Annotated in this window: 6 protein-coding genes; 5 read left to right on the top strand and 1 reads right to left on the bottom strand. The window is 64.6% G+C overall.

The window, feature by feature from the left end; genetic code table 11:
- Nucleotides 1-67: 67 nt before the first annotated feature.
- Nucleotides 68-2,080, top strand: a complete 2,013-nt coding sequence (locus tag ACFULV_RS16675) for an N-6 DNA methylase (RefSeq protein WP_378657436.1) — start codon at nucleotides 68-70, stop codon at nucleotides 2,078-2,080.
- Here ACFULV_RS16675 and ACFULV_RS16670 read toward each other — a convergent pair.
- The gene (locus ACFULV_RS16670; protein ID WP_378657433.1) at nucleotides 2,074-3,564 is read right to left on the bottom strand and encodes a serine/threonine-protein kinase; all 1,491 of its coding nucleotides are present in this window, start codon (nucleotides 3,562-3,564) and stop codon (nucleotides 2,074-2,076) included. The genes ACFULV_RS16675 and ACFULV_RS16670 overlap by 7 nt on opposite strands.
- Before the next feature lie 216 nt (nucleotides 3,565-3,780).
- Between ACFULV_RS16670 and ACFULV_RS16665 the strand changes: the two genes are divergently transcribed.
- The 4 genes from ACFULV_RS16665 to ACFULV_RS16650 are packed head-to-tail and all read left to right on the top strand — an operon-like array spanning nucleotide 3,781 to nucleotide 13,301.
- Nucleotides 3,781-5,499: a PD-(D/E)XK nuclease family protein gene (locus ACFULV_RS16665; protein ID WP_378657430.1), complete on the top strand. Its 1,719-nt coding sequence runs from the start codon at nucleotides 3,781-3,783 to the stop codon at nucleotides 5,497-5,499.
- Nucleotides 5,496-6,671, top strand: a complete 1,176-nt coding sequence (locus ACFULV_RS16660) for a hypothetical protein (protein WP_378657427.1) — start codon at nucleotides 5,496-5,498, stop codon at nucleotides 6,669-6,671. The genes ACFULV_RS16665 and ACFULV_RS16660 overlap by 4 nt, the downstream gene beginning before the upstream one ends.
- Nucleotides 6,664-10,350, top strand: a complete 3,687-nt coding sequence (locus ACFULV_RS16655) for a hypothetical protein (protein ID WP_378657424.1) — start codon at nucleotides 6,664-6,666, stop codon at nucleotides 10,348-10,350. The genes ACFULV_RS16660 and ACFULV_RS16655 overlap by 8 nt, the downstream gene beginning before the upstream one ends.
- Before the next feature lie 14 nt (nucleotides 10,351-10,364).
- On the top strand, nucleotides 10,365-13,301 hold the full coding sequence (locus ACFULV_RS16650; protein WP_378657421.1) for a pPIWI_RE module domain-containing protein: 2,937 nt from the start codon (nucleotides 10,365-10,367) through the stop codon (nucleotides 13,299-13,301).
- The last annotated feature ends 213 nt before the right edge of the window (nucleotides 13,302-13,514 follow it).

Below are 13,514 nucleotides of genomic sequence, written 5' to 3'. Positions count from 1 at the left end.
TCTATGGCCACATGGTCTCTTCTCCGCCGAACCGGGCCGCAGGCCCTTACCCGATCCGGAGGATGTAGTGCGGCAGCCGAATGCGGTTCCTGTCACGCTGGCGGAAATAGCCCGGCTGGCTGGTGTCGGGCGAGCAGCTGTCAGCAATTGGCGACGCCGCCACGCGTCGTTTCCCACGCCAATCGGCGGATCCGACGTCAGTCCCCAATTCTCCCTAGTGGAGGTCGAGAGGTGGCTGCGCCAGCAGGGCAAGCTGGACGATATCGGCGAAGTCGAACGCTTGTGGCCCTATCTGGACAGTCTGGGCGATCGCGGTCAAGCGGGTCTTACCATCGCGGCGATGGCATTACGCCGCTCGAACCCGAGCATCCGCATGGCATCGGTGCCCGATTTCGAGCTTGGGCCCGATGCTGAACCACTTGTCCTGCAAGCGATGTCGGCAGCAGATTCCGAACAGTCCCCCGGCGAGACCTTCGACTACCTTCTCGGCCGCTGGCTCGACGTCCACGTCCGGCAGATCACCACGACACCGCGTCCCTTCGCCGAGCTGATCACGACCCTCGCCCTCGAGTGCCGGACAGAGAAGGCACCTACGAACTGGACCGTTCTGGATCCGGCTTGCGGCTCGGGCACCCTACTCGCGACCGCCGGCGCAGCTCTGAGCACCTCCGGCCCGCGTCTGGCCGGAACTGACATCGACCCCGTGCTCGCAGCAGTCGCAGCAGCCAGGCTCACAACCGAATTGACCGCCGTCGGGAACCTTGTCATAGATATCGCCGCCGGTGACAGCCTTCTCAGAGACCCACACCAGCAACTCTTTGCCGATCTAGTGCTGTGCTATCCGCCCTTCGGTACCCGCGACTGGGGGCACGACGTCCTCGCAACCGATCCGAAGTGGCGATTCGGGCTGCCACCGCGCGGTGAGTCGGAGCTGGCCTGGGTGCAGCACGTTCTCTCACGGCTCGCACCCGGCGGCACTGCGGTGGTCGTCATGCCACCATCTGTCGCCTCACGTAAGACCGGACGTCACATCCGAGGTTCCCTGATCCGATCGGGGGCGCTGCATGCCGTGGTCGCGTTACCTGCCGGTATAGCACCACCCCACAGTGTGGCGCTCCATGTGTGGGTGCTACGACAGCCGGACTCTGTCGCCAACGGCCACCATCAGGTACACCTCGTTGACGCGACGACGACAACACGTCCGGTCAATAGCGGCGACTGGGCTACGTTGACGACCTCCATCGTCGCCGGCATCACCAACTGGCCACGTCTGCCTGACTCGGCAGAGGGCGGTGTCGCTTGTCGAACCGTCTCCGCGGCCGACCTCATGTCGGACGATGTCGACCTGACACCGGCCCGCCATATTCCTTCACCACCCAGTAGTACTCTGTCGCATACGATTACAGCGTCCTGGTCGGAGGTCGCCGAGATGCTGTCAGGTCTGGAAGACTCACGACGAGCCCTGTCGTCCATAGATTGGCATCCGTCGTCCATGGTCGGGACTACGACGATCGGCGAGCTGATCCGGGCCGGTGTTCTCGACTTGCACACCGGGCAGGCATTTGACCTTGATGCTGTGCGGATCGGGGCCCGAGGCAAGGCAGATTTTCCGGTATTGACGGTGCCCGATCTGATGGCCAGCGGCGTCCCCTCGCGCTGGATTGCCGGTCACGATGCACGATCAGCCCAGCTAGTAGTGACGGAGCCGCACGACGTAGTGGTGGCGGGAGTGACCCGCGCCTTCTCCGCCTGGGTCGAAGAAGGGGAACCGACGGTGCTGGGACCGCAGCTATACGTGCTGCGCGTCGATCCGGAGGTACTCGACCCGTGGTTCCTCGCAGGGTGTCTGCGTGCACCGTCGAACGGGCGACAAGCTGGTACGCATACGTCGAGCTCAGCTCGGATCGACGTACGAAAGCTCCGTGTTCTGCAACTTTCCATCGGAGAACAACGGCGTTATGGTGCGATCTGCCGCCGTGTCGCCGACTTCGAGCGGTCTCTGGATAACTTAGCCGGACTCGGTACCTCCCTGATCGCCGAGATGAGTGACCGGCTGGCCGCCGGACTGCGCGATCAGTGAATCCCGAGCTCCCGCAGCACATCGTCGACTTGCGATCCGTAACGCAGCTCGCGCAGGTAGGTAACCAATTCCAACCACACCGCCCGCACCTCGCGTGCTTCCACAGCGGGCAACGCGACAATCGTCGGGTTCAGCTCAGCGATCAGGCGCAACGCCGGGCCGCCTTCCCCGAAGGCCAGGCCGCATTCCGCAGCCCTCAGCCGACAGATCGCAACGGTGATCCCGTCCCCGACGGTGGCGCTGCCAACTAGATCGTCCGCGATCTGCAGGTACAACTGCCATGCCCGCCCGCACTCACCGAGGATGCGAAGGCCTTCTGCCGCCAGGAACCGGGCACGGCGTGCTTCTTCCCGCCGCGGCCCCCATTCCTTCCGTATGGCCTCGGCCAGATCGGCCAACGATTCCAGCGCAGGTCCGGGATCTCCGATCGCGATTTCCTGCTCTGCGGCGTCACACACTTTGCGAACCTCGCTCCGCTTCAACCATGAGCTCACAGCTCTTGGTCGGAACGTAGCCGCCGTGCCCGAAACAGCGGAGCCACCGATCGGAAAGCGGAAGGGCAGAGTGGGGTCCGGATTCGGACGGGGCGCGGGTACCGGTGCCGACCCCGGCGTGGGCAGGAGCGGGGCCAGCACCTCGCGGATTTCCCCCATATCGGGTCGCTGGTCCGGCTGCTTCGCCAGCATCCGATGCACCAGGTCGTCGAGTTCGACCGGCACGTGCGGCACGTACTCCGTGAGCGATGGGGGTGCGCAATCGAGATGCTGGCCCGCCAGGCCCTGGCTGTCGCGGGCGAGAAAGGGCGTCCGCCCTGTGATCATCTCGAACACGATGCAACCGAGCGGGTAGCTGTCGGTGCGCGGCTCGACCGGATCTCCCCGGATCTGCTCAGGCGCCTGATAACCCGGACTGCCGAGGGTGCCACCCTGCACGGTGTAGCGGGTCGTACCGGAAGTCAGCGGCAGTGCGATGCCGAAGTCCAGGAGGAACACCCGTCCATCCTGGGAGATAACGATGTTCTGGGGCTTCAGATCCCGATGCACAACCGGTTTCTGGTGAGCCGAGTCGAGCGCCGCAGCCACTTCGGCCGCGATCGCGACTGCGTACCCCATCGGCAGCGGACGCCACCGGCCGAGGTAGTCGTGCAGCGAGCAACCATCGATGAACTGCATGACCAGATACGGAGTGCCACGGAAGCTTCCGTGATGCACGAGTTCCGGGATCGCCCGATGATGCATCGCCGCCAGGAGCTTGGCCTCGCGCTCGAATCGTGCGTAGACAACGTCGAGTTCATCGTCACGCCATTGCGTGTCCACCGCGTCGACGATCTCCTCGGAGGGGCGTAGGAATTTCACCGCGACAACGTGATCCGACTCCACGTCGGATGCACGCCAAACCTCAGCAACTCCGCCCTTGCCGATCGGCAATTCCAGCCGAAACCGATCTCCGACCAGCGCACCACGGCGTATCTCCCGCTCGTTCACCTCCCGAAACCTTTCGGCTTGCCATCCGAGAGCCGCGGCACCACAACCACTTTCGGCACTGAACCCTTCCCGATCGAGACGGCACAACACCGTCGACGTGAAGCACTCTATCAGCAAATCAGGTATTGACTATGTTCACAGTGCATGCCATCGTGGTCCTCGGCAACCGGGCGACCGTACGGGCGTTCGAAACCACGACTCAGTCCGGGAGGCACTGTGGGCACATGGATTCGACCGCCGGGAACCAAAGGGTCGATCGGGCTCGTCCGGGTCAGCAGCGTGATCGCCCGCGAAGCACCACACGATTGCCCGGTACATGTCGCAATTCGCGTGCGGCCACAGATGCAAGCCAGTACACGCCGAAGCCGCACCACCCCGGCTTTCATCGACTTCGTCTTCGCCCCTTTGATGAACGCACTGGACCATCTCGAGTTCGGGCCGAGCACGTTGAACAATACTATCGCCGAATTGCGGCGTACCGAAGGACGATTCGAAGATACCGGGCCGCCCGCCCATCCCGGTTTGCTCTCCTGGACAGAGGAGGTGCTGGACCGGTACGTCGCGGCACGGCGTGAGCGCCACGGCGCTATCGACGGTTCAGGAGGCGACCTCGTACCTGTCAGCGCGGACTGGGTCGCCTGTTTCGGCGACATCAATGGCAGACCAGACGAACGCGGGATTCGACGATTCGAGCGCACGGCATGGGGACGCCGATACGCCTCGCCTGACGGTCGCGTACGCGAATTGTGGCTACCGTCCATCGGTTCCGTCCGCGAAGACCGGCCAGATGCCGAGATCGCCGCAGCCGCATCGGTTGTCGCGCACGGTATCGAGTGCTCCCTGCCGAAGTGGTGGACACCATACGACGAACTCGACAACCGCTCGCCGATACCTGAGACGGTTCGGATCATCGGCTTCGGCAGCCTGAACGGACGAACCGAGCCGCTCTTCGATGGCGGTCAGGACACAGTCCGCGACGCCTACAGAACCCATGCTGCACCAACTTTCGCGCGCGCAGTCGCCGGTGGAAGTCCCGCGCCCGGTGCAAGCTGTGTCAAGTGCAAAGCCATAGTCCAGTGCAGCGCCCTTCCGCGCACGCCCGGGTTGTGGGGCGCCGGCCGAGATGCGTCGGGACCGCGACGGAGCCTGTCGGTCTGGGACCTGCGCGTGCACGCCGAATGTCCAACCCGCTACCACCTGACCAGGCAGCTCAAGCTCCGCGCTGACCACGTCGAATCGTCGGCGGCGCACCGCGGCCGCGCGGTCGACGGCTGGCTGAATGAACGTCACCGGGAACCTTCACCCGATGGCTGCCGTGGCGAAGCGCTGCCCGCGGACCCAGCTGACTGGTCTGCCGAAGGACACCAGCTGACCGGGCAGGACGCGCTTGACGGAGCCGCGATGCTCGCTCGACACCAGGTGCTATGTCCCGTCGGCCGCGGAGAATCGTTCACGGACTTCCAGGTTCAACGCCAAGTCACCGCCTACGACGAGAACCTGGATGTCGTCGTGATCGCGACCCCAGATCTGCTCTACACCGATGGTGGGGGTTGGGTCTGGCGCGAGACCAAAACCTCGAAGTCCCCGCTGTGGGATCGCGACCCGTTGATGCGCACCTACCCGCAGCTCGCAATGGCCACGCTGATCTTGGCCGCCGGTGCATTGAACGGTGCTCCCCGCCGTTCACGTGTGGAGCTCGAATTGCTGACGCCCGATCGCTGCAATCTCGAGACTCTGGACCCGTCACAGCCGAAGGTCGTCGACGAGGCACGCACGATCATCGCCAGCTTGGCTGCTCCGCTGCTCGGCGACAGCACCTTTGCGCCGCGGCCCGGACGACATTGTCACAGCTGCGAGGTCCGCCGCTGGTGCGACGTCGGCCGCAATCACCTGAACCGATCGAAGGACGACACGACCACGGCGGGAGTCCGATGAACAACGTGCCCACCGACCGCCGTGACGGCAGCGACATCGAACTGTTGCGCACCATCGCCACCGCGGTCATCCGGCTGGCCGATGCGTCCGGTCCGCAGGCGTTGTCGGTGCCCTACGACGCCGAAGCCGCCCGGGCGCTCAACGGCACCGTGCTGGCTTGCCTGACACTGGGCGCCGAGCCGCCGTCGAGTTTGCCTGATCTACTGCTGTGGTGCCGGACACGGCCGCTCGAGGACTGGCCGCTCGACCTGCCCGAAGATGCGTTCGGTCCTGATGACCGACTGATCGACGAAGACTCCGGGGAACCGACCCAGTTGTGTCACGAATGGTGGGTCGAGGGACGTGACAGCGCAGCCGCAGAATTCGACCGGGTGATCATCCGTTCAGCCATGAAACGATGCCAGGAGGCCTCGTCGCCAGAGTCCTACAGCGCATTTCGCCGCCTGCTTGTCACCAAACCGGTGCTGACCAGCGAGATGGATCTAGAGATCGCCACCGACCTCTATCTCGAGCCGGTGCGCGAACTACTGGCGCGGGCATACATTCCGGCGTCGGCTGGGTACCTTCGCGATGGAAAGTTCGCGACCTGCGGCCGGTGCGGAACTCTCCTCACACCCACGCTCGACGGCGGCTGGTGGTGCGAACGTGATCAGTGCCGAAGCCGTGGACCGGCGCCGCTGGGTAGAGAATTGGTTGTCGACGAGGTGGGTGAGCTGCTTCATTTGGTGCGGCCGTTGCGTCACTTCGTCACAGGCCCCGGGCTTGCTGAAATCGAGTTGGAACGCCGATTGAAGTCGATGCGGGGTCTTCAGGTCGAGATGTGGCCTGGCTACGATGCCTACGACATCCGGATCACCTTCCCGGATAACCACGTCTGGGCAATTGACGTCAAGGACTGGGCGCACCCGGGGTTGCTCGGGAAGGCTGCACGTCCGGTCCCGACAGAGCCGCCCTACGACAAAGCATTCTGGGTGGTGCCCCAGTTCCGGGTCGACACCAGGCCGGACTATCTCGGCATTTTCGCGCGCAATCGCGCAACACCGGCTAAAAACCTCGAACTGCTAACCGACCGAGCGCTCGTCGCCGCTGTGTCGGCGCGGCTACGCAGGTTCGCCCGAACTGATTCCGCAGAAATCGACGGCCAACCAAGCAAGGGAGAAGGCGATGCGTGACCGCGCGAGCTGGTACAGCTCCGTCACGGACGCACTGCGACCGTGGCCAGAAGAGTTCAGCGAGGTGCGACCGGCCCTATTGTGCCAAGTCGAACTCGGGTTGCGGCTACTGGAGCGCCTGGATCCGGCCGCGCCCGCGTCAAGCGTGTGGCCCTTGCTCGGCGGCTACCCGTTCGGCGCCGCCGCAGGCCTGGTGACCAGGCAGCAGGAGCAGCAGCTGGTAACCAACGCCCGCCACCTGCTGTGGACGTTGCGGCGCAACCGAATGTGGCAGCAGAGCCTCGATACCTACCGATCCCTCCCGGATCGGATTCGGGGATATCGCTTACACGACAACGACGAACCGGCACGCCGCGTCGAGCCCTTCTTGGCCCGCGACCGTTTCGAGATTTACGACCGTGCACTCCAGTCCCTTCCGTCTTTCGACCGGTCGGCTCTGCCACCGGCACCTGCCGGAAGTGCCCGGTTCATCGTCGAGCGACGGTTCCGTACATCGGTCACCATTCCTGACGAACTCGTGTTCGAGCCGAGACCCGGACACGACCTCACCTATGCCCGCCAGCCCGGACCGCTCAGTATCCCCCTGGCGGAACTTGCAGCGACGGCGACGTGGATGGATACGGCCGAAACAGCAGCCAACATCCCGACCCGTAGCTGGGCTCGTCGCTTTGAAGAACTCGAACTCGATACGAGGACCGCAGACGGGACCGGTTTCGAGCAGGCCACTGAGCTCCGGCTCGACCGGTTGACCCATTTGGTCGGCATGGTCGGCGCGGGCAAAAGCACACTGATGACGTTGATCGCGGCCTGGGCAGCGCGGCAGGGCATGCGCACCACACTGGTGGTCGGTGATGTCGCTGAACAGCTCGCACTAACCGAAACCTTTGTGGCGCTGAAACTCTCAGCGGCTCCCGTACTGGGAACCAGCACCCGCGAACGCCACGCCCAACGCCTGCACCGACGCATCGCATCCCGCACCGGGCGGCCACTGCTGCTGCACGAGGATCACGGCTTCGCCTACCTGAGCACCGTGTGTGCCCTGGACGCGCAACGTGGTCTCGAAGCGGCGAATCCGTTGCGCTACTCCGACGCGCCATGCACGACGTTGTACCCGTCGCCGCCGAAGTCGACCCCGGATCCCTCCTCGCTTCCGGGGCGGTACCGAGAGACTGAAGCCGTCCCACCGGATACCGAAGATGATCGCCTCGGCCAACCCCACGGCTGCCCGATGTGGAGTCGGTGTCCGCGGCACCGGTCCGCACATGACATGGTCGACGCCGACATCTGGGTGGCGAACCCGGCCAGCCTCGTACAGAGCGCTGTCCCCCGTCATCTCAACCCGGAACGGTTGCGGCACCTGGAACTAGCGTGCCTGCGCAGCGATATCGTCATCGTCGACGAGGCCGACCGGGTCCAGATGCACCTCGACGATACCTTCGCCCCGGCCTCGACCCTGGTCACCAGGGGGCCAGAATCCTGGCTGGATCGCCTCGGCACCCACAAGATTGCCGAGCTCGCCCGCAAGGGCAGAATCCAACTCGCCGAACGCGACGTCGAGCGGTGGACAGCGGCTCTCGACGTCGTCAGTGCTACCACCAACCGGCTCTATGCACTGCTCATCGACGACTACGAGCTTCGGTCCTGGGTGGAGATCGACTATTTCAGCGCCTGGACCCTGCAGGAGAAGCTGCTAGAGGACTGGTTTCCCGGCAACGCGGGATCAACCGATGATCTAGTGGAACGCGAAGAGGACGTCTTCGACACCGAGGATGCACCGGCACCTCGAGCCGACCGCTCCCGTGGGCAGACAACCATGTGGGCGCAACGGCGTGCAGAAGTCACCGCTCAGATGGACGCCTTCCGCGACGATCCGCTGGGCGACCGAGGTTCACGCAATGCGGACGCAGATCGTCTCGTTCGCACCACCCAGGATCTGCTGCACACCCAGGACGAAGCCCGTACGCGGATCAGAGTTCGTTCCCTGCTCGAAAAGTTGCTCCGTGGGGCACCCGGACTCGATCCCGCTTCCGAGTCCAGTCCGATGCTTTCTGGCGATCGCCAGGTAGCTGCGGAGCAGTCGAACTCGTCGACTCGGCGGCGACGCAAGCCCGACCCGGCCGACATCCGTGGCAGCGAGGCCTGGCTCGAACGGACTTCGCGCCGTCTGGAATTCACCCTGCAGCTGGCGGTCTTGCATCAACGGCTGAGCCGGATCACCTACCTGTGGCCACACGTTGAATCGGCCCTCCACCTGGACAACGCCGACAACGAACTCGCCCGGCGCCCGCCCCTGGATTACGCCCCGATCGTCCCCGAGGCCCCGATGGGCAATGTCCTCGGTTTCCAGTACCTGCCCGACGACCCGGACCTCACCCATAGCCGCGCCGGGCACTGCACGGGAACACTGCGCTTCTTCCGATGCGCCGGTGTTGGCAGGGAGCTGCTGCATGCGCTGCCGGACCTGGGCGCCGACCCCGCGGCGGGCAGGCCAGGGCCGCACGTATTGCTCATGTCTGCGACCAGTTGGGCCGGAACCTCCACCCGCGCACACGTCCTCGCACCGGTGCAAGCGGTACTAAAACCACACCCAAAAGCAGTGGCCGCGGTGCAATCCACCACCTTCCGCACGAAATTCCTCTACGACAAGGACAACCGGCCGATCACACTGTCCGGGCAGGACCAAAGTGTCCGCACCGATGTATTGCGACAGCTGGTCAGCCAACTCGGCCGGACACCCGGCAACGGTGACAACAGCCCGATCCAAGAAGAGCTGGCAATGATCGGCGACGAACGAAGGCGCCGGGCGCTGCTGCTGGTCGGAAGTTACTCGGACGCATCGATCGCCTTCGAGGTCCTCAACCAATTCCCTCGCTGGCGGGGACAGATCCGGGTCCTCACACGCGACGACGCGGACGTCGACGACGGCGATCTCGGCCACCGCCGTACTTCGACCGTTCGCCGTGGCGATCTCGCATCCTTCGCTGACGACGAATCGGCCGAGATCCTGATCGCACCTTTGATGGCCATCGAGCGCGGTCACAACATTCTCAGTCCCGCGCGTACTCCCAGCGGTGAGCGGGTGGCTGCGTTCGGAACGGTCTTTTTTCTGGTTCGACCACACCCCCGGCCCGACGACCTCTCGCTTGCGGTGTTCGCCATTAACGACTGGGTGTCCCGGTTCACCCGCGATCTGATCCCCCACCCGAAGTACGGCACCTTTTCCGAACTCGTCACGCAGGCAGCGGATCTCGGGCAGGCGGGACGTGCGTTCCGTCGGATCGCCCGTGGCGAATGGCGCCGCCTGCTCACAAGACGCTATATCTACTCCCGTCTGGGTCCGCTCGAACAGGAATCGTTCGCCTGGGACCAACTGGTCAGTATCTGGCAAGTCATCGGCCGACTTGTGCGCGGCGGTGTCCCAGCCCGGGTGGTGTTCGTCGACGCCGCATTCGCGCCGGCAGCAGCATGGAAAAGCGCACCGGGCGAACCTGTGCCGACGACCAGCCGTGAACCCGACGTTGGTCTGCTCGTGCGTCTTCGCGACGTTCTGGCGCCGTATTTCGCTTCGATCGCCGTCACCGACCCGGCTGAGTCCGCACTTGTCCAAACACTGTACGCACCGCTGTACAACGCCTTGCGAAAAATGGACCTCGATACGCGGCCGGACCCCCTTCCCTGAATCGAAAGAAGACCGTGGGACTCACCTACCGATCCATCAGCCGGGCCGCCTACGTCCCCGCGAACAATGCCGAACCCTGGACCATCCGATACCGGGCACTGCCGTTTCCCGACCGCGCCCGCGAAAACCTGCTCCGCCTGCGGAACTACGGGCGCTCCCCTGACCGCGAGCGACTCCCGACGTTGCCCACCGGTCGGCTCGACAGCGTACTTCAATGTCTCGCCCCAGATCTCGTCGTCCGGCCACGGCGCCAGAGCGATCCCGACTACTGGATGTACGTACCCGAGACGACCACGGACCCCTTGCCTGGCCGTACCTTGTCCCAACTGCTCGGTGCCTGGCTGCATGATATCGGCCCTACCGATGTGACATCGACTGCGGAATATCGCGCCGTGCTGCGAGACGCACTGGCCGAGCTGGAAACCGAGCCGATCGACTGGGACGAGTTCGTCGTGGACCTCCTCGACTGCCCGATCACAGAGGGCGGCACGGCAGCCCCTGCCGGACGCCTCTATCAACTAACGCCAGATGCCTTGGCACGACGCATCGCCGCATTGGAACCCTACGACTTCGGTGCCGGCAAACTCCGGTTCCGCGCCGTTGCCAGGAGCTCTCGACAGAGCGGCGCCGAACTGATGTCGCAACCCATCCCCCGTGAGATCAGAGGGCGCCGCTGGTGGTTTTCGATCACCATCAACATCACGCTACATACCACCCCTTTCGACCCGCGGCCCCGTATACACGTCCATACCGGCGTCCGACGTTGGGCGACGCATCCCCGGAAGACAACCGGTTCGGTCTTCCTGCCGCACGGCCGTGCGACGTCGGTATATCTCCGCCCGCCGATCCCGTGGCTGCCCGGAGCGCCCGATAGCGACCGATTCGCCGTCGCCAAACTGGCGTTCGATCGCCGCACGCGCGAGATCGCATGGGTCGAGAACGGTCCGACCGGCCTGCTGCGCAGGCTCACGCTGCGCCAGTCTTTTCCCGAGCCTTCCGATCTGCTTCGCGCACCCGAGGACTGGCTCGGCGACGAAGCCGGACTCCGAGCGGCCGTAGTGCACAGCAATCACATGGGCGAGCACGAGATCGGCACCGGTCTGATGTCCAACCAGCGCTCCCAAATCATGCAGTGGATCGAGCAGGCCTTGCCGCGCTGCCTTACCCAATCGGCGCCGTTGCAACGCAGCACCGCAGGAACCAACAAGCCGGACAATCCCCGATCCACCGCGACCGGTGTCGAAAAGGATGCAGCTCAGGAATGCGCTACCCGCGCACGACGGGTCGCTCTTGCCGCTGCCACCCGAGCGCTCCCCGAAGCGGCCACGCCAGTTCTCGATTGCCGACTGCTGTGGCAAACGGTCACCGTCCGCGATGCGGCTGTCACCGAGCTCGCCGATGCCCTTGGTCTCGGTGCAGCAACCGATATTCCCAGCGATGACGAATTCCACAGTGCCACACCGGGTTCCCCGGCCATCATCCACTGGCACACTCCCGAGCTCGACGTGCGGCTACGGTGCCTGCCGCTGACAGGCGGGCTCGGAGTTGGGCTGTCACTGGCCCGCGGCAAGCACTCCCGCGCCGCGGTCCTCGGAGACGCCATCGCACACCGCAGACAGATGGTTGCCGAATTCCTCACGCGGGACGGGGCGCACCGGGGCCAGCCCACTCTCGCGCTCGTCGAAATCGATCACCGCGCGAACTTCCGCCCAGCCGACACCGACCCCAAGTTCTCCCTCCGACTCGGATGCGCCGACGCCGGGGTCCTCACCCAATTCGTCGCTGTCCCGTCGACGGCGCCTGGGATCAGGAATGCCGGCAATGTCGATCATCGAGTGCGGTCGGCATGGCTGGACGGGTTGCGCCAGCTCGGCGTGCGTGTGCTGCCCGAGCATACGCTCGGCGAGGGGCTGCCTGCTGGGCTGCGCTATGCCGCACTCTGGATGGTCAAGCGCCGCAAGGACGGACCAACTCGTTTGCCGCTGCACGTAGCCGTGGCCGTGCTCGTTACTCCGATCCCCGGTGCACCTGGTCACGCAAAGGTAGAAGGCTGGGACGACACAACCTTCACCTGGGAGCCCTACCCACACTTCCTTCTCGGACTCGTAGAGCAAGCCACCCTCACCAACGATGCGGAACCAGACGACAACGATCCGACTCGGTACGTCTCCTCCCGCGCCTGGCACCGCAATCTGCACGAACAACGCCGCGATACCCAGGAATTCGTCCAACGCCTGACCGCCAGCCTGTACGGCTCACCGACTGTCCTGATCACCCACTCACAGAACAGCAGACAGCACTGGTCATGGCTTCAGGACGGCACACTAGTCCGTGATCTCATCCGTACCGGCTCAGCACCCCCGTCCGGGCTACAGCACAATCTGCGGTTGGTGCGGATTCGCGGCGGCAACGGCCGGGAAGCCGCCCAGTGGTGGGGCATTGGGGCCGCAAACAGTGCAAACGGGCTGCCGTCAGGCCTATGGGTACCGCAAGACGACACTTCGCCAGCCCCGCGCGTGTTCTACAGCACGACCGAGAAGGCCAGCCAGTTCAAAGCCTCGGCAGTTGCAGCCGACCGGCTCGCGCCCCGCACCGTGACTCGCGGCCCCAGCAAAGGCAACACGATCACCGATGTCGATAAACCTGCTTGGAATCCGACCCTCGTTGAAATCACCATCGCCGGGTGCCATCCAGACGACAACCCCGAAGCCTTTGCCCTCGCGATGCATCAGCTCCGCCAGGCACCCGACTATATGGACGCATTGTCGCTACCACTGCCGCTCCACTTGGCAGGCCTCGCCCAAGAATACGTACTCCCGACCGTATCCGAGGATGACGATGAGACCGATCCAGACCAGATCGAGGCACCCGGGCTTGCGCAGGAGCCCACGAATGGCGAGCAGATGACACTGTTCTCTGAGGAAGACGAAGAAGGCCTCGCTCGTGTTTGACACTCCATACGATCCCTGCAGGCCGCCAGCTCGGCGACACTACTGAACATCAGGTGCCGTAGCGATCTCATCTGCCGTGGTGTGGCTCGTACAGCGGGAGGCAGCCGGCAAGGGCTGCTTGGTAAAGGCAAGGGGATCTCGGCCGGTTGGCTAACGTGGCATGTAAGAGAGAAGGCCTGGCTGTCAAGACGCAGCGCCCAACACAGGAGCCGA

The organism is Nocardia sp. NPDC057272 (genome assembly GCF_042668615.1).
In the GTDB taxonomy this organism is placed as follows: Bacteria; Actinomycetota; Actinomycetes; order Mycobacteriales; family Mycobacteriaceae; genus Nocardia.
Note: the sequence above shows the minus strand (reverse complement) of the source record. Positions and strands in the feature narration are given on the sequence as shown.

Excerpts from the sequence above, each read along its gene's own strand:
- ACFULV_RS16660 (WP_378657427.1), top strand. The coding sequence starts at position 5,496 with ATGAACAACGTGCCCACCGACCGCCGTGACGGCAGCGACATCGAACTG.
- ACFULV_RS16655 (WP_378657424.1), top strand. The coding sequence starts at position 6,664 with ATGCGTGACCGCGCGAGCTGGTACAGCTCCGTCACGGACGCACTGCGA.